Genomic DNA, 23,468 nt, shown 5'->3' on the forward strand with positions numbered 1-23,468 from the left:
TCTCACGCAGCGAAGACCCGCGCCGTCGGCCGGTCACGCAGGCCGGGCCACAGGATCAGGGTGACGAGTACCGACACGGCGGCCATGAGGCCGATTCCCGTGGCCGGAGAGGTGAGTTGCGCCAGTCCGCCGGCGACCGCCGCCGCGACCCCCTGCATGCTGAGCATCCCGGAGGAGTGCAACCCCAGCGCATGGCCGCTGAGTTGGTGCGGTGTGAGGGCGAGAAGCCGTTCCTGGAAGAGGAGGGTCGCGCCGTAGCCGACGGTCGCCATGGTCACCGCGGCGAGTGCGAGAGGCAGCGGCGGTCCGAAGAAGAACAGCAGATGCGGTACGGCGAGCAGCAGGGCCAGCGGACTGCCGAGCCGGGAACGCAGCCGAGGCGGCAGGAGCCGCCCCGCGAGCAGGTCACCGGTAAGCATGCCGAGCGCGCCGCAGGCGAACAGCAGGCCCGCGTGGTCGGGTGCGTACGACACGTACAGCGATTCGCAGCCGACGACCAGGCCGTTCGGCAACCACAGGGCGAGAAAGGCGTAGCGGCGTGAACGGGACGACCACAGCAGGCGGTTGCTGCGCCAGGTCTCCCGCACGGACGGGCGGCCGGACGCGCGCGGTGGCCGGCTGCGCAGGCCGAAGCGTGCCACCGCCGCCGACAGGAGATAGAGCGCCGCACCGACGAGCAGCGTGCCGCGGGGTGACAGGGCGGCCACCAAGGCGCCGCCGACGGCGAATCCGAGGATCTGCATCGCGCCCGCCGACATGTTCACCAGGGAGCGTCCGGTGAGGTAACTGTCCGCCGTCAGGATCTCGTTGAGCAGCCCGTACCGTACGCCGCCGCCCACCGAGCCGATCAGTCCGAGGGTCATGAGGACCGAGAAGGACGCTCCGACGGACAGGCCGGGCAATGCCTGTGCCGCTGTGCCCAGGGCGAAGAGGAGTCCCATGCCGGTCAGTGCGGCCCGTGGCGGCAGTCGGTCCGCGGCGGACAGGAGCAGTGTGGCGCCGGCGAGTTGGGCGAGCGACGGACCGAACATGGCGAGCGCCGACAGAAGCGGTGAGCCGGTCGCCCGGAAGACGAGGGTGGCGAGCGCGAGTCCGGTCACCGTGTGCGCGGCGACGTGCGCGGACGACACCGCGAACAGCGGCACGAAACCGGGTACGTGAACGAGATCGCGGTAGGCGGGCATCCGCCCACGTTCCGTGGGCTTCGGCCGCCGCGCTAATGTTTCGCGGGGAGGCGAAAACATGGGTTGGTGGCAGGTCAGTACGGACACACTCGCGGGCAGCCGTTTCGCGGTGTCGCCGCTCGCCGAGACGACCGCGGCCCTGAAGTCCCTGGACCATGCCCAGGCCGCGCATCCTGGTGAACGCGCCTGGCTGGCAAGGCACTTGGCTGCCTACCGGGCCCGGCTCGCCGCGGATCCGGTGGCGGCGCGCCTGGTCGCCGTCGGTCTCGGGCGCGACTGGAACGCCGACTTCCTGACCCCCACGCCGGCCGGTGTGGGCGAGGCGGACTTCGAGGACGAGCTGGCCGCGATCGCCGGCACGCCACCGGAGGCGGCCCGCGCCGACCTCGTGGTGTCCCAGGGCGGCCCGTTGCCGGAGCCCTTGCGCAGCGCCGACGATCTGCCGGAACGTGCGGCGCGGATCCTGGACTGGGTGTGGGTCAACGCCGTGCGCCCCGACTGGCCGCGTCGGCGCCGCGTCATCGAGGCGGACATAGCTGCCCGCACCGCCCGCCTCGGCCGTGGCGGTTGGGCCGGAGCACTCGACGGTCTACGGCCCGACATGCGGTGGATGGGCGACAGCCGGCTGCGTATCAACGCCTACGACCATCCGCCGCGCCGCCTCGACGGCGCGCAGCTGATGTTCGTACCGGTCACTCCGGTCACCGTGCGGCGCGGCTGGGTGGCCTGGGAGGAACCGCACCGGTACGCCGTGGTGTACGCCTGCGCCGGGACGCTCTCCGACGCAGGACGTACGACCGTCCCGCAGGCGCTCGGCCGGCTGCTCGGCCCCTCCCGTGCCGCGGTCCTGATGCTGCTCGACTCGCCGAAGAGCACCACCCAGCTCACCGCCCTGACCGGCCAGGGGCTCGGATCCGTCGGACGCCACCTGAAGGTGCTCCTGGACGCAGGTCTCGCGGAGCGCAGCCGGGCCGGGCGCTCGGTGCTGTACTTCCGCACGCCGGCGGGGGAAGTGCTGGTCAACGCGCAGCATCAGCAGGAAAGTTGAAGTAGAAGGAGGCGCGCGCTACGGCTTCCGCTCGTCGACGATCCTGCGGATCTTGCCCACCGAACGTTCCAGGGTCTCCGGGTCGACGATCTCGACGGCCGCCGTCACCCCGGTGCCGTCCTTGATCGCCGCCGCCATGCGCTGGGCGGCCTGCACCCGGTCATCGGGTGTGGCGTCCGGGCGCGCCTCGGCTCGTACCGTCAGGGCGTCCATCCGGCCCTCGCGGGTCAGCCGCAGCTGGAAGTGCGGGGCGACTGCCGGGGTGCGCAGCACGATCTCCTCGATCTGAGTGGGGAAGAGATTGACCCCGCGGACGATCACCATGTCGTCGCTGCGGCCGGTCACCTTCTCCATCCGCCGGAACACCCGTGCCGTACCGGGCAGGAGCCGGGTCAGATCGCGGGTGCGATAACGCACCACCGGCATGGCCTCCTTGGTGAGCGAGGTGAAGACCAGCTCGCCCTGCTCGCCGTCGGGGAGCAGCTCGCCGGTGACCGGATCCACCACCTCGGGGTAGAAGTGGTCCTCCCAGATGTGCAGGCCGTCCTTGGTCTCCACGCACTCCTGGGCCACGCCAGGCCCCATCACCTCGGAGAGCCCGTAGATGTCGACGGCGTCGAGGGCGAAGCGCTCCTCGATCTCGGAACGCATCTGCTCGGTCCAGGGCTCCGCACCGAAGATGCCCACCCGCAGCGAGGTGGAGCGCGGATCGATCCCCTGACGTTCGAACTCGTCGAGGAGCGTGAGCATGTACGAGGGAGTGACCATGATGACCTCGGGGCGGAAGTCCCGGATGAGCTGCACCTGCCGGGTGGTCATGCCGCCGGAGGCGGGGACGACCGTGCAGCCCAGCCGCTCGGCCCCGTAGTGCGCGCCGAGTCCGCCGGTGAACAGGCCGTATCCGTACGCGACATGGATGATCTGGCCGGGGCGGCCGCCGGCGGCGCGGATCGAGCGCGCCACCATGTCGGCCCATACGTCGAGGTCGTTCTCGGTGTAGCCGACCACGGTGGGCAGGCCGGTGGTGCCGCTGGAGGCGTGGATGCGGCGCACCTGCTCGCGGGGGACGGCGAACATGCCGAAGGGGTAGTTGTCGCGCAGATCGCTCTTGGTGGTGAAGGGGAAGCGGGAGAGATCGGCGAGCGAACGGCAGTCGTCCGGGTGCAGCCCGGCCTTGTCGAACGCCTCGCGGTAGAACGGGACATGGGCATAGGCGCGCCGCAGGGAATCCCGTAGCCGCTCGAGCTGGAGGTCCTCGAGGGACCCGCGGTCCAGCTGTTCCGCCGCGTCCAGCAGAGGTGCCATGAAAACTCCCGTTCCGGCCGTCGGCCCCGGCGTGCGTACGTCACCCCCCGAGCGGGCCGGTGACCGGCGTCCGGCGGGGCCGGCGCGTGCAGTCCGTGCGCGCGCCCGGCTGCCGATCATTTCGGGCGACCGATCATTCGGTTGCGCGTAGGGGATCTCAGTAATCCAGGGCTCGGCACGGGCGTCAAGAGCCGGCGCACGATCTTGTGCCGGACGCGACCGGGGTGGCCCCCGAAGGGGTGGGGGCTATGCGTCCGCGCCGCTCGCCTCCGTGGCCACCGTCCGGGCCCAGCGGTAGTCCGCCTTTCCGCTCGGGGAGCGCTGGATCTCCTCGGTGATCACCAGCTGGCGCGGGATCTTGTAGCCCGCCACGTGGGTGCGGCAGTGTGCCTGCACCGCGTCGAGGTCCAGCCCTGCGGCGCCTTGGCGTAGCTGCACCACGGCCGCGACCTGGCTGCCCCAGGTGGGGTCCGGTACGCCGGCGACCAGAGCGTCGTACACGTCGGGATGGGACTTGAGGGCCTGCTCGACCTCCTCCGGGTAGACCTTCTCGCCACCGGTGTTGATGCACTGCGAGCCGCGGCCGAGCACGGTCACTATCCCGTCCGCGTCGACGGTCGCCATGTCGCCGAGCAGCACCCAGCGCTCGCCGCGGCGCTGGAAGAAGGTCTCGGCGGTCTTCCGCGGATCGTTGTAGTAGCCGAGAGGTACGTGTCCACGCTGGGCGAGGCGGCCCGGTTCGCCGGGTGTCACGGGCTCGTAGGTCGCAGGATCCACCACCTGGGTACGGCCGTTGACGCGCAGCCGGAAACCGGTTTCGGGGCCCGAGTCGTCCGTGGCGGTGCCGTTGAAACCGGACTCCGAGGACCCGAAGTTGTTGAGCAGCATCACGTGCGGGGCGAGGTCGAGGAACTGCCGGCGGACCGTCTCCGACATGATCGCACCGGACGAGGACACGCTGAACAGTGCGGAGAGATCGGTGCCGGCGAGCGGCCCGTTGAGCGCGTCGATGAGCGGGCGCAGCATCGCGTCACCGACCAGCGACACGCTGGAGACCTTCTCCTTCTCGATGGTGCGCAGTACTTCCTCGGGTACGAACTTGCGGTGTACAACCACTCGTTGGCCGAAGTGGAAGCCGATGAACGCGGTGAGTGTGGAGGTGCCGTGCATCAGCGGTGGAGTGGGGAAGAAGGTGATGCCCTCGCCGCCCGCGGCGACCCGCTCCGCGAGTTCCTCCGGTCGCTTCACCGGCTCGCCGGTGGGTGATCCGCCGCCCATCCCCGAGAAGAACAGGTCCTCCTGACGCCACATCACGCCCTTCGGCATCCCGGTGGTGCCGCCGGTGTAGATGATGAACTGGTCGTCCGGGGAACGCTCCGGGAACCCGCGGTCGGGCGACCCGGACCGCTCGGCCTCCGCGTAGGCCGTGGCGTCGAGACCCGGCGCGTCCGCAGGCGCATCGCCGACCCGCACCAGGTGGCGCAGCTTCTCGGCACGCGGCCGTGCGGCCGCCACCCGAGCGGTGAACTCGGCGTCGAAGACCAGTGCCGCCAGGTCGGCGTCGCGGTAGAGGTACGCCAACTCCTCCTCCACGTAGCGGTAGTTGACGTTGACCGGGACCAGGCGGGCCTTGAGGCAGGCGAGCACCGTCTGCAGGTACTCGATGCCGTTGTACAGGTGCAGGCCCAAGTGCTCGCCCGGGCGCAGGCCTTCGGCGATCAGGTGGTGGGCCATGCGGTTGGCCGCACGGTCGAGTTCGGCATAGGTGAGGCGGCGCTCGGCACCGGTGCCCGGGTGGTCGATGTGGACCAGCGCCTCGCGGTCCGGAACCACATCGACGACCGACTCGAACAGGTCGGCAAGGTTGTACTCCACCGCTCCTCCTGACCCCGGCGAACTGCTGGCTCGGCGGTCATTAGAGCGCCGCGCGCCTCAACTGGGAAGGGCGCCGCCGAAAGTTTCTGACTAAGTGTCAGGAATCTCTTGAACTGGCAGACGCACTACTGCAACCTGTTCCAGGTCTGAGGACGGGAGGACCGCAATGGGTGGGACGGAACACCTCACTGTGCAGCGCGAAGGCGCCACACTGGTGCTCACTTTGAACAGGCCCGAGGCCAAGAACGCACTCTCACTGCCCCTGTTGGTCGGGCTCTACGACGGCTGGCTCGAGGCGGACGCCGACGACACCGTCCGCTCGATCGTGCTCACCGGAGCGGGCGGCGACTTCTGTGCCGGCATGGACCTCAAGGCCCTGGCCGGCGGAAGCATGGACGGCGACCAGTACCGCGACCGCATGAAGGCCGACCCGGACCTGCACTGGAAGGCGATGCTGCGGCACCACCGCCCGCGCAAACCCGTGATCGCGGCCGTCGAGGGCTACTGCGTGGCCGGCGGCACCGAGATCCTGCAGGGCACCGACATCCGGATCGCGGGGGAGTCCGCCACCTTCGGACTCTTCGAGGTCAAACGCGGCCTCTTCCCGATCGGCGGTTCCACCGTCCGCCTGCCACGGCAGATCGCCCGTACCCACGCACTGGAGATGCTGCTCACCGGACGCCCCTACACCGCGGCAGAGGCAGCCGCGATCGGTCTGGTGGGCCGGGTCGTCCCGGACGGCGGCGCGCTCGACGCGGCCCTCGAGGCGGCCGAGCGGATCAACTCCTGCGGACCGCTCGCCGTCGAGGCGGTCAAGGCCTCGGTCTACGACACGGCTGAGATGACCGAGACGGAGGGCCTGAAGTCCGAACTCGAGCGCGGCTGGCCGGTGTTCGCGACCGCCGACGCCAAGGAAGGCGCCAAGGCGTTCGCCGAGAAGCGGCCACCCGTCTACCGGCGCGCCTGACCTCCACCGCGCGCCCGATCTCAAGGAGTGCACGTGCCCGACGTACTCAAAGCCCCTCTGGTCCTCGAGTTCCCCTTCACCCGTTCCCTCGGCCCCGTACAGAGCGCCTTCCTGACCGGACTGCGCGAGCGCGTCGTGCTCGGCGTGCGCACCGGCGACGACCGTGTCCTCGTGCCGCCCGTCGAGTACGACCCCGTCACCGCCGGGGAGATCCGCGACCTGGTCCAGGTCGAGCCGACCGGCACCGTCACGACCTGGGCCTGGAACCCCGAACCACGCCGCGACCAGCCGCTCGGCACCCCGTTCGCCTGGGTCCTGGTCCGCCTCGACGGCGCCGACACCGCCCTGCTGCACGCCCTCGACGTGACGGGCCCCGAATCCGTGCACACCGGTCAACGCGTGCGCGTGCGCTGGGCCGAGGACCGCACCGGCGCCATCACCGACATCGCCTGCTTCGAACCGGCCGACAGCGACGACCCGTCCGACAACACCGTCACCGCCCCCGACCACGACGGAGTCTTCGCCGACCCCGTCACCGGCATCGTCGCCCCCGCCAGGCTCGACTACGTCTACTCGCCCGGCCGCGCCCAGAGCGCCTACCTGCAGGGACTGTCCGAACGGCGCACCGTCGGCGAACGCTGCCCCTCCTGCGCCAAGGTCTACGTCCCGCCCCGAGGCGCCTGCCCCACCTGCGGCCTGGCGACGACGGAGCGCGTCGAGGTCGGACCGGCCGGCACGGTCACCACGTACTGCATCGTCAACATCAAGGCGAAGAACCTCGACATCGAAGTGCCCTACGTCTACGCGCACATCGCCCTGGACGGCGCCGGCCTCGCCCTGCACGGCCGGATCGGCGGCATCCCCTACGACCAGGTGCGGATGGGCCTGCGCGTCGAGCCCGTCTGGACCGAGAACAGCCGCTTCCCCGACCACTACCGGCCCACCGGCGAACCGGATGCCGACTACGACGCGTACAAGGAGCTGCTGTAGATGCCCCCCACAGGTGCACTCCGGGACGTGGCGATCGTCGCGTTCGCACAGAGCGACCACCGCAGCAGCACGGACGAGCTCTCCGAGGTGGAGATGCTGATGCCCGTCCTGCACGAGGTCCTGGGCGCCACCGGCCTCGAGACCGGTGACATCGGCTTCACCTGCTCCGGATCCTCGGACTATCTCGCAGGCCGCGCCTTCTCCTTCACCATGGCGCTCGACGGGGTCGGCGCCTGGCCGCCGATCTCCGAATCGCACGTCGAGACCGACGGGGCCTGGGCACTCTACGAGGCCTGGGTGAAACTCCTCACCGGCGAGGCCGACACCGCACTCGTCTACTCGTACGGCAAGTCCTCACCCGGTTCCGTGCGTGACGTACTCACCCGCCAACTCGACCCGTACTACCAGGCGCCCCTGTGGCCCGACCCGGTCGCGCTCGCGGCGCTGCAGGCCCAGGCGCTCATCGACGCCGGCCACACCGACGAGCGGGCCCTCGCCTCGGTCGCCGCCCGCAACCGGGACGCGGCGTCCGACAACCCGCATGCCCAGGTCCGCGGCGCCCGGCCGCAGGGCGACTACGTCGTACAGCCGTTGCGGACCGGCGACTGCCCCCCGATCGGCGACGGCGCGGCGGCCGTGATCCTCGCTGCCGGCGACCGGGCACGCGCCCTGTGCGACCGGCCGGCCTGGATCCGCGGCATCGACCACCGCATCGAACCCCACGCCATCGGCGTGCGGGACCTCACCGAATCGCCGTCGACACGGCTCGCCGCCCAACGGGCAGGCGCCTTCCAACGCCCCGTCGACACCGCCGAGTTGCACGCGCCGTTCAGCTCGCAGGAAGTGGTCCTGCGCCGCGCCCTCGACCTCGGCGACGACGTGGCCGTGAACCCGTCGGGTGGCCCGCTCGCCGCCAACCCGATGATGGCCGCCGGCCTCGTACGCCTCGGTGAAGCGGCCGCCCGCATCCACCGGGGCGCGAGCGATCGCGCCCTCGCGCACGCCACCTCAGGACCCTGCCTGCAGCAGAACCTGGTGGCCGTCCTGGAAGGAGAGGACGTATGAGCACCGTGCACAAGGAGCCCGTGGCCGTCGTCGGGATCGGCCAGACCAAGCACGTCGCCGCCCGCAAGGACGTGTCCATCGCCGGGCTCGTCAGGGAGGCCGCCCGGCGAGCCCTCGACGACGCCGGCCTCGACTGGTCCGACATCGACGCCGTCGTCATCGGCAAGGCCCCCGACTTCTTCGAGGGCGTGATGATGCCGGAGCTCTACCTCGCTGACGCGCTCGGCGCCGTCGGAAAACCGATGCTGCGCGTGCACACCGCGGGCTCCGTCGGCGGCTCCACCGCCCTGGTCGCCGCCAACCTGGTGGCCGCCCGCGTCCACTCCACGGTCCTCACCCTCGCCTTCGAGAAGCAGTCCGAATCCAACGCCATGTGGGGACTCTCGCTGCCCGTCCCCTTCCAGCAGCCCCTCCTCGCCGGCGCCGGCGGCTTCTTCGCCCCCCACGTCCGCGCCTACATGCGGCGCACCGCGGCCCCCGACGCCATCGGCTCCCTCGTCGCCTACAAGGACCGGCGCAACGCCCTCAAGAATCCCTACGCCCACCTCCACGAGCACGACCTCACCCTGGAGAAGGTCCAGGCCTCACCCATGCTCTGGGACCCGATCCGCTACTCGGAGACCTGCCCCTCGTCGGACGGCGCCTGCGCCATGATCCTCACCGACCGGGCCGGCGCCGACCGTTCGCCGCAGCCACCGGCGTGGGTGCACGGGGGAGCGATGCGCAGTGAGCCGACGCTCCACGCAGGAAAGGACTTCGTGTCCCCGCAGGCCGGCCGGGACTGCGCGGCCGACGTCTACGAGCAGGCCGGCATCACCGATCCGCGCGCCGAGATCGACGCCGTGGAGATGTACGTGCCGTTCTCCTGGTACGAGCCCATGTGGCTGGAGAATCTGGGCTTCGCCGCCGAGGGCGAGGGCTGGAAACTCACCGAGTCCGGAGTGACCGAACTCGACGGCGACCTGCCCGTGAACCCCTCCGGCGGTGTCCTGTCCACCAACCCCATCGGTGCGTCCGGCATGATCCGCTTCGCGGAAGCGGCTCTTCAGGTCCGCGGACAAGCCGGCGAGCACCAGGTCGAGGGCGCACGCAAGGCACTCGGTCACGCGTACGGAGGCGGCGCGCAGTTCTTCTCGATGTGGCTGGTCGGAGCCGAGCCGCCCACGCGGTGAGTCCTCCTCGACTGCCGGTGGCGCGAAACGGGCCGTGCACGCCGCCTTCGTCCGCGGCCTGTCCGGCACCGGCGGCGGTGGCTAGGCTGGCCGCGGACGACGATGCGGGAGGAGCACGGCCGTGGCCGAGAGCACCACTGAACAGCAACCGTTCGCGGGCTGGGACAAGCCGGAACTCGATCTGACCGACGCGGACTGGCAGTCGGGAAGCCAGGGCCTGGGCGACGTACAGATCGCGTTCGTCGAGGGCTTCATCGCCATGCGCAACGGCGGTCGCCCGCAGAGCCCTTCCCTGATCTTCTCGCCGGCGGAATGGCATGCTTTCGTACGCGGCGCACGCAGCGGGCGGTTCGACCTCACCTGATCCGCGGGGACCGGTGGGCGTGCTCGGGGCCGCGGCGGAGCGAGGCGCGCCCGCCGAGTCCGGTGGAGAGGGCAGAGTGCAGTGCGGGCACAGGCGGTCGGCAAGCGATACGGGCGGGGCCACTGGGTCCTCGAGGACGTCACCGTGGACGTACCGCCCGGAGAGATCGTCGCCTTCCACGGGCGCAACGGCTCCGGGAAATCCACGCTGCTGCGCCTGCTCGTGGGCCTCAGCCGCCCCACGCGCGGCACGATCACCGGCCGCCCCACCCTGGTCGGATACGTCCCGGACCGCTTCAGCCCGCCCGAACGCCTCTCCGCACGCGGGTACTTGACCCATCTCGGCCGGATCCGCGGCCTGTCGACCCGGCATGCCCGCAGCCGGGCGGACACGCTGCTCGACCGGCTCGCCCTGGCGGGTGGCCCGCACGCCGAACTGCGCACCCTCTCCAAAGGCAACGCGCAAAAGGTCGCACTCGCCCAAGCCCTCCTGGTGCAACCCGAGTTGCTCGTGCTCGACGAACCCTGGTCGGGCCTCGACACATCGGCGCACGGAGTGCTGGCCGACATCCTGGCCGAGGTCGCCGCAGCGGGCGGCTCGGTCGTGTTCACCGGTCACGGCGCAGCCGCGCGCAGTGCCGCCGCGACCCGCACTCATCTGGTGGCGCACGGGCGCCTGCAACCCCTCGACCCCGAACCCCCGTGCGCGGCAGGCCTGTTCACCGAACTCGTCCTTCAGCGTCCTTCCAGGGCTGGGGACTTGAACTCCCGGGACATCTCGCCGTGTGACGCCGAGTCACCGGTATGGACCCGGACCCCCGGAGTCCTGTCGGTGACCGAACGCGGCGAGGACCTGGTGCTTGCCGTGGACCGTGCGGACGCCGACGCGGTCCTGTTCGCCGCACTCCGTGACGGATGGTCGGCCGCGTCGGTGACGCGGACCGGCAAGGACGCGACGCCGCCGAGTACGCCGGCCGCAGATCAGCCGCGACCCGGGCGCGGGGACACCCCCTGCCCCGCGTCCGCCTCCCCCGCGGCTCCTCCCGAAGGCCGCACCGTATGACCGCCCTCGTCCGCTACTCCTTCGCGACCCTGCTGCACAGCCAGCGCTACCTCGCCCCCGTCCTGCTCTTCGCCGGACTCATCGGCATCCTCACGGTCAACGGCTCCGGCGCCCTGCCGCCCTCCTACGCGGCCTCCGCCGGCGCCCTGTTCGTCTGCCAGACCTGGCTCACCTCGGTCCTCGCCGGCCTCGACGACCCGACCCAGCGGGCCGTCGTCACGACCGCCGCCGGCCGGGGCGCGCGCGTCCTGGCCGGCACCGTGTGCACCGCCCTGCTCGCCTCCGGCGCCCTGGCCGTGGCCGGCCTGCTCTTCCCCCTGTGGATCGGCTCGTACGACGTCGGCTCCGCCGATCTGCTGCTCGGTGCCGAGGCGCAACTGGTCTGCGCGCTCGCCGGTACCGCCATCGGACTGCCCTGCTCCCGGCTGCTCTTCCGCCGCCAGGGATACGCACTGGCCACCGCGCTCGCCCTGGTCCTCGCCCTGCTGTTCGTCCAGGGCCTGCCGCCGGTCAACCGGCTCTTCCATCTGATGTCCCAGGCGCCGGACTCCGCCGCGCTGCTCGCCCCGGCGGCCGGCATGGCAGCGGTCGCCGCCGCGCTCCTCGCGACCTCGGCCCGCCTCACCCAGTACCTCGTCGGCCGACGGGACTGACCGTGCTCCGCACGCCCCCCACAGCGCCCACAAAGCCGCCTGACGCCCGGCACCCGGGACCGGCGAACCCCCGCGAGGCACGTACCATTGCCGCATGTCCTTCCTCCGCCGCCGCAGCTCCGCCACTCCCGCCGGACCGGATTTCGACGTCCTGGCCATGGATCCCGGCGACTGGCCCGGCAATCTCGGCGCAGGTCTGCTGCCCGCGCCGGACGGCAGCTGCCAGGGCGTGTTCCTGCGGTACGACCTCTTCGGCGGCCGCGGCCCCGCGATGATCATCGGCAATCTGCCGGAGGGCTCGCCGGCCCGCGATCTCGAGGACAGGGAGGTGCCCTTCGAGGTCGCCCAACTCCTCCTGGCACTCGAGAACGACGAGGAGATCGAGGTCGTCGAGACCGAGGACGTCCCGGTGATGCAGGGCGACAACCTGCTCATCGTCAAGCGCATCAAGCTCTCCGAGAGCCGTATCTCCTGCGTCCAGTTCGACCGCAGCGACAAGGTCCTGGTGACCATCGCCGCCTGGGACCGCCCCATCACGGACGACCTCTACGCCCTGCTCAAGCCGCTGCCGGCCGAACTGTTCCAGCAGGGCTGACCCCGCGGGCTCGCCCGTACGCCGGCTCTCCGTCGCGAACTGGCCCTGGGCGCGCCGCCGTTCACGTGTGCGCGCCGCGGTGTCACCCGTCCCGGTGCTCCTCCCGGCCCTCGTCGGCCTTCGCCCGCACTCCCGCGATCAGTCTGCGCAGCTGTTCACGCTCGGGACCCGTGCCGGCCAGCTCAAGAGCTTCCCGGTACGCCGCGACCGCCTCGGCCCACCGGCCGAGACGCTCGAGCAGCTCGCCCCGCGCAGTCCGGTACGGGTGATGGCCGCGCAGCTGCGGCGCGTCGGCCAGCGCGTCGAGGAGCGCGAGGCCCGCCGCCGGGCCGTCCCGCATCGCCACCGCGACAGCCCGGTTCAGCTCCACCACCGGCGACGGGGTGAGCGTACCGAGCACCTCGTACAGGGCCACGATCTGCGGCCAGTCCGTCCCCGCCACGTCCGGCGCCTCGTCGTGCAGCGCCGCGATCGCCGCCTGTACGCCGTAGGGCCCCGGCGGACCGCCGCTGAGCGCGGTCACCACCAGGGCCGAGCCCTCCTCGATCATCGGCCGGTCCCAGCGGAGACGGTCCTGGTCGTCCAGGAGCACCAGCGCACCGTCCGGACCCGTGCGCGCGTCCCGCCGCGCGTGCACGAGCAGCATCAGCGCCAGCAGCCCGGCCACCTCCCGTTCACCGGGCATCAGACGCCGCAGGATCCGGGAGAGCCGGATCGCCTCCTCCGCCAGGTCGAGCCGCTGCAGATCCGGACCCGAGCTGGCCACATAGCCCTCGGTGAAGACCGAATACACCGCCTGCAGCACACCCGGCAGCCGCTCCGGCAGCTCGTCCGCCCCCGGCACCCGGAACGGTATCCGCGCTTCCCGGATCTTCTTCTTGGCGCGCACGATGCGCTGCGCCATCGTCGGCACCGGCACCAGGAACGCCCGCGCCACTTCGGGCGTGCTCAGACCCGCCAGGCAGCGCAGCATCAGCGCGGTGCGGTCCTCCTCCGCGAGCGCGGGGTGCGCGCAGGTGAAGAACAGCTGCAACCGGTCGTCCGGCAGCTCACCGTCCGCATCCGCCGCAGGCGCGGGCTCCGACCGCTCCGCCTCCACCCGCAGCACCGCGAGCCGGTCCGCATAGACCCGGTCGCGCCGCAGCCGGTCCACGGCCTTGCGGCGCGCGGTGGTCAGCAGCCAGGCGCCGGGCCTGGCCGGCACACCCTCGGCCGGCCAGTGCACGAGCGCCGCCTCGACAGCCTCGGAGGTGACCTCCTCGGCGAGATCGAGATCGCCGAAGCGGGACACCAGGGACGCCAGGAGGCGCCCGCGCTCCTCGCGGAACACGGACTCCACCCAGGCACCGGCCTCCCGCCCGGCGGGCACCTCGTCGGGCATGGTCAGGCCCCGAAGTCAGCGACCGGCCGCACCACGACCGAGCCGCTGCCGCGCGCCCCGGGACACCGGGCCGCCCAGTCGAGAGCGGCGTCCAGGTCCGGCACGTCGATGACGTAGAACCCGCCGAGCACCTCGCGGCTCTCCGCGAACGGTCCGTCCGTGACCGTGCGCCGCCCGTCGCCGGCGACCCGGACCGTGGTCGCGGTCACCAGGTCCGCCAGGGACTCTCCGGACACCAGGATCCCGGCCTCCCTGACCTCCTTGTCGTAGGCCATCCAGTCGGCGGGGGTACAGCCCTCCGCGTCTCCGTTGTCGTCCGGGGTTCCGTTGATCAGCATCATGTACTTCATGGTCCGGCTCCTGTTCGGCTGTCCTGCGGTCGTACGGCGGGCTGCCGTACATGATGACGACGAACGGGTCACCGCCCGATCGACAGGACTCCGGAAAATTCTTCCGGAAATTCGCCGCGGCGCGCGTCAGAGCCTGCACCACCCTGACATGACAACGGGCCCGGGCCTGCCCCCACGCAGGTCCGGGCCCGAAGGACGGGGCGCCGCCGGCTAGCCGGCGGACGCGGGCCGCACCGTCACGTCCGCGGCCCGCACGAACGCCACCCGGTGCCCGAACTGGACCTCGTAGTAGGTGTCCTTGCCGCGCACCACCTGATGCCCCTTGGTGTCGAAGACCGGCGCGTAGAAGTACTCACCGGGTACCCGCTCGCCCACCGTGTACTGCTGCCCCGCGAGGAGCTTGTACGGCAGCGGCGAGACCTCCTGCGGCTCGATGCCCTTCGGGTACGCCTCCTTCTCGGGGTAGGCCCGCCCGTAGACCGGAACGTCCGCGCGGCCCTTCTTCGGGGTGATGACGAGCCCCTTCGCGTCGACCGCCGTCGGCTGCTTGCGCGGGTTGTGGAACCAGGCCTTCTGGCCGAGGTACCAGATCGCCGTCCAGTCGCCCTCGCGGTCGGCGACCGCGTACTTCTGGCCGGTGGAGACCCGGGAGCCGAGGTCGTTCACGTCGATCGTCGAGTCCTCGCCGCCGGGCCGCAGACCGATGTCCTTGACCAGCGGGGCGTCCGCGCTCGGCTTCGTGTGCAGTCGGACCGCGCTCGAACCGTGCGCGGCGCAGTCCTCTCCCGCCTTCTCGCAGCCGGTGAACTTCGGCCGGTTCTCGCCGTACTCGGGCAGCACGGTGACCAGACCGCTCTTCGGGCCGCCCGTGCGGTGGAAGGGCTTGCCCATCAGCGCGAAGTAGTGCTGCCAGTCCCAGTACGGACCGGGGTCGGTGTGCATGCCCGGGATCGTGTCCGTGGTCGTGCCCGGCACCGTGTCGTGGCCGAGGATGTGCTGCCGGTCGAGCGGCACGTCGTACTTCTTCGACAGGTGCTTCACCAGACGGGCCGAGCTGCGGTACATCGCCTCCGTGTACCAGGCGTCCGGATCGGTGAGGAAACCCTCGTGCTCCAGGCCGACCGACTTCGAGTTCACGTACCAGTTGCCCGCGTGCCAGGCGACATCCTTGTTGTCCACGTGCTGCGCGATGTGTCCGTCGGTGGAGCGCAGCGTGTACTGCCAGGAGACGTACTCCGGATCCTGCACCAGCTTCAGGGTGGTGTCCCAACTGCCCTCGGTGTCGTGCACCACGATGTAGTCCACGGACTGGTCCTTCGGCCGGTCCGCCTTGTCGTGGTTGCCGTAGTCGTCGTCGCCGAACTCCTCGTACGGCGCCGGGATCCACTCGCAGGACACCGTCCGCGGGCAGTCCGTCTCACCGGCCGCCGCCCGGCGCAGGCCGAGACCCGTCAGCTGGTCCGAGTCCGCCTTCAGGTCCGGCTCGGCGCGTACACCGACACGCTGCCCCGCGTCGGTCACCCGCTGCTCGCCGTCGCGGATGACGGCGAAGACCTCGTTGGCGTACGTCGCGGCCGTCGCGCGGTCCTCCGCGCCGGAGAAGCGGGCCACCGCCCCGTACCAGTCGGAGGCCTTCTCGCTGTGTCCGCCGCCCGCGCGGCGCTGCGCGTCCGCGAGCAGTGCGGCGCCGCCCCGGACGTTCGCCGCCGGGTCGTTGCGCAGCTGCTCGGCCGACAAGCCGGTCAACTCGGCCGCCCGGCGCAGGGTCTTCAGCCGGGCCGGAAGCTCGGACGGGCGGGGCGGCGCGGCGTGCTCGACCTTCTTGACGGACCGTGACCCGTCGCCGCGCGGGTCCTCGGCGCCCTCGGCGTGGTGCCCGGCCGACTCGGCGATCGCGGTGCTCGCGTCCGTCAGATGCATCGGCCCGTAGCCACCGCTGACGCTCGCCGCGCCCTCGTGCGCGTCCCACCGCGACTGCAGATACGACACACCGAGCAGCACGCTCTGCGGCACCTCGTACTCCGCCGCGGCGCGCGCGAAGGCGTCCTGCAGGCGAGCGGAGGGCTCGGCGTCGTCGGCGGGGGACGACGGGGCGGCCGCCACCAGGGGCAGCAGCAGCGCACCCGAGGCCACCGCGAGAACCGTCCGGCGCAGCCGTCTGCGGGTGGGGGTGGACCGGTCGAGGTCGGATCCTGGCAAAGCAGCCTCCTGGGCGGTCGAGCGCGATGGGGCGTGCGGGGCCGAACGTGGGTCAGTGGTACCGGCTCTCCGACGATCCGTCAATCATGCCCAGGAACAGGGGATTTCCCATGTCAGCCGCCCTACGCGCGGCTTTCTCGCGCGCACCCGCGCAGCCTGCGGCGCGTCAGTGGAATGGACCAATGGGGGCCGCTGAACAGGCAGAACGTCAAGGCTGTCGGCGGGGACGCACGATCAGGGCGTGGAGCCCGCCAGGACCCGGTCCACCTGTTCGGGGGACAGCGCGTGTTCGATCGCGAGGATGCCCGCGCCGACAGCGGCCGCGTTCTGACCCGTACGGCTCGGCTCGATCCGCAGGACGTGCGTGGCGAGCGGGTGCGAGCGCCGGTAGACCGCCTCGCGCACTCCGGCGAGCAGCTGGTCGTGCACCGCGGCGAGCGCGCCGCCGAGCACCACCGTGTCCGGATTGAAGAAGTTCACCAGGCCCGCGAGGACCTCGCCGACGGCCCGCCCCGCCTCGCGCACCATCCGGACCGCGTCCCGGTTCCCGGACTTCACCAGACCTACGACGTCCTGACCGGACGCGGCCTCGAGGCCGAGACCGGACAGCCGGGCGGCGATCGCCGCGCCCGAGGCGACGGCCTCCAGACAGCCGAAGTTCCCACAGCGACAAGGCTGTTCGTCGTCCGCCACCCGGATGTGCCCGATGTCGCCCGCACTGCCCTGCGCGCCCCGGTGCAGCCGGCCGTCCGCCACGATGCCGCAGCCGATACCCGTACCGACCTTGATGTACAGCAGATAGCCGGTCTCCGGGAAGGCACGGCGCTGCTCGGCCAGGGCCATCACATTCACGTCGTTGTCCACCAGGGCACGCGCCCCGAAACGGTCGGCGAAGAACTCCGGGATCGGGTACTGGTGCCAGCCCGGCATGATCGGCGGGTCCACCGGCCGCCCGGTGGAGAACTCCACGGGACCCGGCACACCCACCCCGATCGACTTCAGTGTGCCCGGATCACGGCCCGACTCGCCGAGCAGTCCGTGCAGCGCGCGCTCGACGTGCCCGAGCACCGCCGCAGGGCCGTCGGCGATCGACAGCGGATCCTCGCGTACGGCGAGAAGGTCACCGCCGATGTCCATCAGGGCGACCCGGCAGTGCGAGGCACCCAGGTCCACCCCCGCCACCGCGTGCTCCCGCGTCCGCAGCTGCAGCCGGCGCGGTGGTCTGCCACCGGTGGACCCGCCGTTCGCGTTGTCCTCGTCGATGAATCCGTGCGCGATCAGGGCGTCGACGCGCTGGGACACCGTGGAGCGGGCCAGACCGGTCAGGCGGGATATGTCGGCCCGAGTGGCGGCCGCACCCGAACCGATCAGGGCCAGCACCTCGCCCGACGAGAAGGGTCCGGAGGACGCGTGCTCAGGCGCGGGGGACATGCGGGCAACTGTAGGGACGACTTCTGCTGCTCACAAGGCCGATGCTGTTCGCCCGTCGACATAACTGTGCGTCAATTATGTTGTACGGACTGCTGCTTGAACCCTTGACAGGGCAAAGGGCTGGCAGCACATTGCTCGGCAGACCGCTGCCGAAGGAGCCGCACGCATGCCGGCCTTGCTGACGATGCGAGACGTGTCCAAGAGCTTCCTGGGAGTACGAGTCCTCAGTGATGTGTCCCTCGACCTGGAGGCGGGAGAGGTGCACGCACTGGTGGGGGAGAACGGCGCAGGCAAATCCACGCTGATGAAGATCCTGGCCGGAGAGCACGAACCGGACAGCGGCACCATCCGGATCGACGGAACCGAGCACGCCTTCAGCCACCCGTCACAGGCCCAGGCCGCCGGAATCGGCATCATCCACCAGGAGTTCGCGCTGCTGCCGCACCGGACCGTCGCCGAGAACGTCTTCCTCGGCCGCGAACCGGTACGTCGCGGACTCGTCGACCGGCGCGCCATGGAGGAGCGCACCGCGCACCTGCTCACCGAACTCGGCGAGCACGGCATCACCCCCCGCACGTACATCCACGACCTGTCCGTCGCCCGCCAGCAGACCGTCGAGATCGTCAAGGCCCTGGTGGGGCGCGCCGACCCGAAACGTTCCGAGGACTCCGGCGTCCGCGTCCTGGTCATGGACGAACCGACCGCACCGCTCGCCGATCACGAGGTCGGCCTCCTGCACGACCTGGTCCGCCGCCTCACCGACCGCGGACTCGGCATCCTCTACATCTCGCACCGCCTGCGCGAGGTCTTCGACCTCTCCCGCCGGGTCACCGTCCTCAAGGACGGCCGGCACATCACCACCGTGCCCACCGCCGAGACCGACACCGAGCAGGTGGTGCGCGCCATGGTCGGCCGCGAACTCGGCACCTACTACCCGCCGCGCGCCCGTCCCGAGGAACTCGGCGACGTCGCACTCACCGTCCGGGGCGGCGGCAACAGCCGGATCAGCGGTATCGGCCTGGACCTGCGCGCGGGTGAAGTGACCGGCGTAGCAGGCCTCCAGGGATCCGGCCGCACCTCACTCGCACGGGCTCTGTTCGGCGCCGCGCCGTTCACCGAAGGCACCATGAACGTCGCCGGCCAGGAACTGCGACCCGGCAGCCCGCGCCAGGCCATCCGCGCCGGCATCGCCCTGGTCACCGAGGACCGCAAAGCCGAGGGCCTCGCCCTGCGCCAGTCCGTCCGCGACAACGCCCTCCTGGTCACCCGCGCGGTCCCCGCCCGCGGAAGGCGGTCCGCGAGCCGCTCCCTCACCGCTCTCCTGGAACGAGTGACCCTGCAGTCCCGCGGCGAGGACCAGCAGGCCCGCTACCTCTCGGGCGGCAACCAGCAGAAGGTCGTCATCGCCAAATGGCTCGCCGCGGGACCCCGCGTCCTGCTCTTCGACGAGCCCACCCGCGGTGTCGACGTCGGCGCCAAATCCGCCATCCACACCCTGGTACGCGAACTCGCCCGCGACGGCCTCGCGGTCCTGATCGTGTCGTCCGAACTGCCCGAACTCATCGGCATGAGCGACCGCATCCTGGTCATGGCCGACGGACGCCTCGCGGGCGAACTGCCCGCAGGCGCCGCCGAGGAGGACATCATGCGCCTCGCCACCGGCGGCGACCGGCGGGAGGACGCCGCATGACCGGAACCGCACTCGCACCCCCGGCCGTCAAGCCGTCCACGGTCCGCGCCTCCCGGCTCACCGACCCCGCCGTCGGTGTATGGATCGCCGCCTTCGTCGTCACCCTGCTCGGCTGGCTCGTCGTCACCCTGGACGGCGGCACCTTCTTCAGCCGCGCCAACATCGTCGTCATCCTGTCCAACTGCGTCGCCCTCGGCCTGGTCGCCGTAGGACAGACCGCCGTGATCCTGACCGGCTCGCTCGACCTGTCCGTCGCCTACCTCATCGGTCTCGGCACCCTGGTCGCCGCGGAGACCATGGAGAGCGGCAGCGTCATCGGCGCGATCCTCATGGTGCTCGCACTGTCGACCGCCGTCGGCCTCGCCAACGGCCTCGTCGTCACCGGCCTCAAGGTCAACGCCTTCATCGCCACCCTGGGCACCGGATTCATCCTGCGCGGCTGGATCGAGGACAACTACACCGGACCCGCGGGCAAGGTCCCCGCCTCCTTCCAGCGGCTCGGCTACGACCGCATCGGCTTCGTGCCCGTCTCGGTGTTCCTCCTCATCGCCGTCGCCGTGGCCCTGTGGGTGCTCCTCAAGTACACGCGCCTCGGACACCACATGTACGCGACCGGCGGCGACGAACACGCGGCCCGCCTGTCCGGGGTACGCACCCGCCGCACCGTCGTCCTCGCCCACGTCCTGTGCTCGCTCTGCGTCGGGGCCGCCGCCCTGTTCCTCGCCGCCCGGCTCGGTGCCGGAGCGCCCTGGGCCGGCACCGAGGCACGCTACGACCTCGAGTCGATCGCCGCCGTCGTCCTCGGCGGTACGGTCCTGGCCGGCGGACGCGGGGGAGTGGCCGGCACCCTCGGCGGCGTCCTGGTGCTCGCCGTACTCGACAGCGTCTTCAACCAGCTGTCCGTCGACCCCTTCTTCAAGAATGTCGTCCGCGGCGTCGTGATCATCGCGGCGGTCGCCCTCTACGCCCGACGCGGCAGCAGGAGGTCCGCATGACCGCCACGGCCTCCGCCGCGAAGACGCCCCCGAAGCGACGGCTCGCCGCCGCGCTCGGCACCGGCGCTCCCGTCTACGCCCTGCTCGTCCTCCTGCTCGCCGCCCTCGCCCTCACCGACCCCGGCTTCTACGAACCGGACCGCTTCCTGGCCTTCGTCAAGCGGGCCGCGCCCCTGGTGATCCTCGCCGCCGGACAGTATCTGGTCATCGTCAGCGGCCAGTTCGACCTGTCCGTCGGGGCGATCGTCACGGCCGGCGTGGTCGTCGCAGCCGAGCTGTACGGCTCGTTCCCGGAGGCGTCCTGGCTGGTCGTCACGCTCGCCCTGCTGCTCGGCGGAGCCGTCGTCGGGCTGGTCAACGGGCTGATCAGTACGGCCCTGAGAGTGCCCTCGTTCATCACCACGCTCGGCATGATGCTGATCCTCGAGGGCGCCGTCTTCTACTGGACGGGCGGCTCTCCGCACGGCTCCCTGACCGAGAGCTTCCGCGCGCTCGGCCGCGGCACCGCCTTCGGCTGGCTGCCCTGGGCCGTCCTCGCATGCGCGGCCGCCGGCCTCCTCGCCGTACGTCTGATGCGCTCCGACTTCGGCCGCACCCTGATCGCCACCGGCGACAGCGAACGCACCGCAGCCCTCGCCGGGGTCCGCGTGCACCGCGTCCGCATCGTCGCCTTCATCCTGTCCGGCGTGGCAGCAGCTCTGGCCGCCGTCCTGGTCGGCGGCTTCTCCGGAGTCTCCGCCCAGGCGGGCCGCGGCCTGGAGTTCGAGGCCATCACCGCCGTCGTCCTCGGCGGAGTGGTACTCGGCGGCGGGCGCGGATCCGTGGTGGCCGCCATGGCCGGGGCGTTCAGCCTGCAGGCCCTGTTCACCCTGCTCAACCTGCAGGGCGTCTCCGGCGCCCTGGAGTCCACCGTCCAGGGCTTCATCGTCATCGCCGCCGTCGGGCTCGGAGCCGCCGACTTCTCCCGGCTGCGCCGCCGCCGTCACTCTTCACCGGGAGGGACCCCCTCATGATCCGCAGACGCCTGCTCGTGCCGGCCGCCGCCCTGTGCGCCGGGGCACTGCTCGCCTCCTGCTCGAGCGACGCACCGCCCGATTCGCCGGCCGCCGCCTCCGGGAGCGAGGAGAAGAACAAGAGCGACGGCAAGGACTCCAAGTTCTTCGAACAGGCCGAGTACGACCGGCAGATGAAGCTCAGGGACACCGAGCCTGAGGGACCGGCCGGCAAACCCTGGGAACAGATGCTGGAACCCGAGATGACGGACACGGCCCAGTACAAGAAGAAGGGTTCGGGCGGCACCCATCTGTGCTTCTCGAACGCGGGAGTGTTCAACCCCTGGCGCCAGGTGGGCCTGAAGACCATGAAGGCCGAGGTGAAACTCCACAAGGAGATCACCAAGTTCACCGACCTGGACGCCCAGGGCAAGGACGACAAGCAGATCTCCGACATCCAGGAGCTCACCGGCAAGGGCTGCGACGCCCTGATCGTCTCGCCCAACACCACCGCGACCCTGACCCCCGCGGTCAAGGAGGCCTGCGGCAAGATGCCGGTCATCGTCTTCGACCGCGGTGTCGAGACCGACTGCGCGGTCACCTTCGTCAACCCCATCGGCGGATACGCCTACGGAGCCGTCGCCGCGGACTTCCTGGTCGACGAGGTCAAGCCCAAGGGCAAGATCCTCGCCCTGCGCATCTCACCCGGCGTGGACGTCCTCGAGAACCGCTGGTCGGCGGCGAAGGTCGCCTTCGACAAGAGCGAACTCGACGTCGTGGACGTCAAGTTCACCGACGGCGACACCTCCAAGGCCAAGTCGGTCGTCGCCGACGCCATCTCCCGGCACGGACAGATCGACGGTGTGTGGATGGACTCCGGCGCCACCGCGGTCGCCGCCGTCGAGGCCTTCGAGGACGCCGGCGTCGACGTACCGCCCATCACCGGCGAGGACCAGCAGGACTTCCTCAAGGCCTGGAAGGACAAGAAACTCACCGCCATCGCCCCCGCGTACCCGACGTTCCAGTGGCGCACTCCGGTGATCGCCGCCCTGCGCATCCTCGACGGGAAGCAGGTCCCCGAGGAGTGGAAGCTCCCGCAGCCCACCGTCACCCAGGACACCCTCGACACCTACCTCGAGGACGGCATGCCGCCGCTGCACTACGCCATGTGCGGCTGCGAGAAGATGCCCGGATTCCCCGAGGCCTGGGGAGGCAAGAAGTGAGCCCGGCAGGCGTCGCCATCGGCGCCAACCCCTGGATCTGGCACTCGCCCGTCACCCGCGCGGCCCTCACCGAAGTGCTGCCGCGTCTGGCCGGCTGGGGCTTCGACTGCGTGGAACTTCCCCTGGAGGGGCCCACGGACTGGGAAGCCGACGACGCTCTGAAGCTCCTGGAGTCCACCGGCCTCGACGCCGCGGCCGTGATCGCCGTACTCGCACCGGGCCGTGACCTCGTCCGCACCGACCCGGCCACCGTGCGGCGCACCCAGGACTACCTGCGTCGCTGCGTCGACTCGGCCCGGGCCGTCGGTGCCCCCGTGGTCGCCGGACCGGTCTACGCGGGCGTCGGCCGGACCTGGCGCATGGACGACATCGAACGCGCCGCGACGGTCGACGAATGGCGCGCCCACATCGCACCCGTCGTCGACCACGCCCGGCAGGCAGGGGTGAGGATCGGTGTCGAACCGCTCAACCGGTACGAGACCAGCATGTTCAACACCGTCGCGCAGACCGCCGAGGCCATAGCCCCCCTGCCCGCCGACGGCATCGGCGTCGCATTCGACACCTACCACCAGAACATCGAGGAGCATTCACTGCCCGACGCGGTACGCGCAGCGGCCGGACGCATCGCGCACGTCCAGGTGTGCGCCAACGACCGCGGCGCACCCGGCACCGACCACCTCGACTGGCCCGGCTTCCTGCGCGCGCTGCGGGAGGCGGGCCATCAAGGCCCGCTGTGCATCGAGTCGTTCACCGCCCACAACGCCACCATCGCCGTGGCCGCCTCCGTCTGGCGCCCCCTTGCCGCGACCCAGGACGCCATCGCCACCGATGGCATCGGTTTCCTGCGCCGTGCACTGAGCGAGATCTGAGTCCTCGGCACCTCGACGCTCCACCTTGTCAACGCACCTCCGTACGACGGCACTTGAC

General features: G+C 71.2%; 21 protein-coding genes. 14 read left to right on the forward strand and 7 right to left on the reverse strand.

What is annotated here, in order from left to right; translation table 11 throughout:
* Positions 1–2: 2 nt before the first annotated feature.
* Entirely contained in the window at positions 3–1,184 is a 1,182-nt protein-coding gene (locus DSC45_RS20110; RefSeq protein WP_119292928.1) for an MFS transporter, read from the reverse strand.
* Between the two features lie 58 nt (positions 1,185–1,242).
* Between DSC45_RS20110 and DSC45_RS20115 the strand changes: the two genes are divergently transcribed.
* Positions 1,243–2,232, forward strand: coding sequence for a winged helix-turn-helix domain-containing protein (locus DSC45_RS20115; protein ID WP_119292930.1), 990 nt, complete (start codon positions 1,243–1,245; stop codon positions 2,230–2,232).
* 18 nt (positions 2,233–2,250) lie between these two features.
* Here DSC45_RS20115 and paaK read toward each other — a convergent pair whose 3' ends face one another.
* Both paaK and DSC45_RS20125 read right to left on the reverse strand, forming a co-directional pair.
* Positions 2,251–3,537, reverse strand: a complete 1,287-nt coding sequence (paaK, locus tag DSC45_RS20120; protein WP_119292932.1) for a phenylacetate--CoA ligase PaaK — start codon at positions 3,535–3,537, stop codon at positions 2,251–2,253.
* A gap of 246 nt (positions 3,538–3,783) precedes the next feature.
* Positions 3,784–5,412 carry an acyl-CoA synthetase gene (locus DSC45_RS20125; RefSeq protein ID WP_119292934.1) on the reverse strand — a complete coding sequence of 543 codons (1,629 nt, stop codon included), beginning with the start codon at positions 5,410–5,412 and terminating at the stop codon, positions 3,784–3,786.
* Positions 5,413–5,578: 166 nt separating this feature from the next.
* On the opposite strand from DSC45_RS20125, the gene DSC45_RS20130 reads away from it, so the two are divergent.
* The 8 genes from DSC45_RS20130 (at position 5,579) to DSC45_RS20165 (ending at position 12,280) form a co-directional block, all read left to right on the forward strand.
* The gene (locus DSC45_RS20130) at positions 5,579–6,379 is read left to right on the forward strand and encodes a crotonase/enoyl-CoA hydratase family protein (RefSeq protein WP_119292936.1); all 801 of its coding nucleotides are present in this window, start codon (positions 5,579–5,581) and stop codon (positions 6,377–6,379) included.
* Positions 6,380–6,412: 33 nt separating this feature from the next.
* Positions 6,413–7,369 carry a Zn-ribbon domain-containing OB-fold protein gene (locus tag DSC45_RS20135; RefSeq protein ID WP_119292938.1) on the forward strand — a complete coding sequence of 319 codons (957 nt, stop codon included), beginning with the start codon at positions 6,413–6,415 and terminating at the stop codon, positions 7,367–7,369.
* Complete coding sequence (locus DSC45_RS20140) at positions 7,370–8,434, forward strand: thiolase domain-containing protein (RefSeq protein WP_119292940.1); 1,065 nt, start codon at positions 7,370–7,372, stop codon at positions 8,432–8,434.
* 5 nt (positions 8,435–8,439) lie between these two features.
* Positions 8,440–9,606 (forward strand): thiolase domain-containing protein, encoded by a 1,167-nt coding sequence (locus tag DSC45_RS20145; protein WP_119293265.1) that lies wholly within the window; start codon positions 8,440–8,442, stop codon positions 9,604–9,606.
* A gap of 121 nt (positions 9,607–9,727) precedes the next feature.
* Positions 9,728–9,970, forward strand: a complete 243-nt coding sequence (locus tag DSC45_RS20150) for a DUF397 domain-containing protein (protein ID WP_119292942.1) — start codon at positions 9,728–9,730, stop codon at positions 9,968–9,970.
* An 81-nt stretch (positions 9,971–10,051) separates the two neighbouring features.
* Positions 10,052–11,032 carry an ABC transporter ATP-binding protein gene (locus tag DSC45_RS20155; RefSeq protein ID WP_119292944.1) on the forward strand — a complete coding sequence of 327 codons (981 nt, stop codon included), beginning with the start codon at positions 10,052–10,054 and terminating at the stop codon, positions 11,030–11,032.
* Entirely contained in the window at positions 11,029–11,685 is a 657-nt protein-coding gene (locus DSC45_RS20160) for a hypothetical protein (RefSeq protein ID WP_119292946.1), read from the forward strand. The genes DSC45_RS20155 and DSC45_RS20160 overlap by 4 nt, the downstream gene beginning before the upstream one ends.
* A gap of 94 nt (positions 11,686–11,779) precedes the next feature.
* Positions 11,780–12,280 carry a hypothetical protein gene (locus tag DSC45_RS20165; protein ID WP_119292948.1) on the forward strand — a complete coding sequence of 167 codons (501 nt, stop codon included), beginning with the start codon at positions 11,780–11,782 and terminating at the stop codon, positions 12,278–12,280.
* A gap of 82 nt (positions 12,281–12,362) precedes the next feature.
* Here DSC45_RS20165 and DSC45_RS20170 read toward each other — a convergent pair whose 3' ends face one another.
* From DSC45_RS20170 to DSC45_RS20185, 4 genes are all read right to left on the reverse strand, one after another.
* Positions 12,363–13,661 (reverse strand): RNA polymerase sigma factor, encoded by a 1,299-nt coding sequence (locus DSC45_RS20170; protein ID WP_119292950.1) that lies wholly within the window; start codon positions 13,659–13,661, stop codon positions 12,363–12,365.
* Positions 13,662–13,663: 2 nt separating this feature from the next.
* On the reverse strand, positions 13,664–14,011 hold the full coding sequence (locus tag DSC45_RS20175; protein ID WP_119292952.1) for a YciI family protein: 348 nt from the start codon (positions 14,009–14,011) through the stop codon (positions 13,664–13,666).
* Positions 14,012–14,221: 210 nt separating this feature from the next.
* Positions 14,222–16,210 carry a peptidoglycan recognition protein family protein gene (locus DSC45_RS20180; RefSeq protein WP_119292954.1) on the reverse strand — a complete coding sequence of 663 codons (1,989 nt, stop codon included), beginning with the start codon at positions 16,208–16,210 and terminating at the stop codon, positions 14,222–14,224.
* Positions 16,211–16,444: 234 nt separating this feature from the next.
* Positions 16,445–17,641 (reverse strand): ROK family transcriptional regulator, encoded by a 1,197-nt coding sequence (locus DSC45_RS20185; protein ID WP_119292956.1) that lies wholly within the window; start codon positions 17,639–17,641, stop codon positions 16,445–16,447.
* Between the two features lie 175 nt (positions 17,642–17,816).
* Between DSC45_RS20185 and DSC45_RS20190 the strand changes: the two genes are divergently transcribed.
* From DSC45_RS20190 to DSC45_RS20210, 5 genes are read left to right on the forward strand one after another with little or no spacing between them, the layout of a single operon-like run.
* Positions 17,817–19,331 (forward strand): sugar ABC transporter ATP-binding protein, encoded by a 1,515-nt coding sequence (locus DSC45_RS20190; protein WP_119293267.1) that lies wholly within the window; start codon positions 17,817–17,819, stop codon positions 19,329–19,331.
* Positions 19,328–20,326, forward strand: coding sequence for an ABC transporter permease (locus tag DSC45_RS20195; RefSeq protein WP_119292958.1), 999 nt, complete (start codon positions 19,328–19,330; stop codon positions 20,324–20,326). Before DSC45_RS20190 ends, DSC45_RS20195 begins: the two co-directional genes overlap by 4 nt.
* Positions 20,323–21,339 (forward strand): ABC transporter permease, encoded by a 1,017-nt coding sequence (locus DSC45_RS20200; RefSeq protein WP_119292960.1) that lies wholly within the window; start codon positions 20,323–20,325, stop codon positions 21,337–21,339. Before DSC45_RS20195 ends, DSC45_RS20200 begins: the two co-directional genes overlap by 4 nt.
* Complete coding sequence (locus tag DSC45_RS20205; RefSeq protein ID WP_119292961.1) at positions 21,336–22,541, forward strand: ABC transporter substrate-binding protein; 1,206 nt, start codon at positions 21,336–21,338, stop codon at positions 22,539–22,541. The genes DSC45_RS20200 and DSC45_RS20205 overlap by 4 nt, the downstream gene beginning before the upstream one ends.
* Positions 22,538–23,410 carry a sugar phosphate isomerase/epimerase family protein gene (locus tag DSC45_RS20210; RefSeq protein WP_119292963.1) on the forward strand — a complete coding sequence of 291 codons (873 nt, stop codon included), beginning with the start codon at positions 22,538–22,540 and terminating at the stop codon, positions 23,408–23,410. The genes DSC45_RS20205 and DSC45_RS20210 overlap by 4 nt, the downstream gene beginning before the upstream one ends.
* The last annotated feature ends 58 nt before the right edge of the window (positions 23,411–23,468 follow it).

Source organism: Streptomyces sp. YIM 130001 (assembly GCF_003574445.1).
GTDB lineage: Bacteria > Actinomycetota > Actinomycetes > Streptomycetales > Streptomycetaceae > Streptomyces.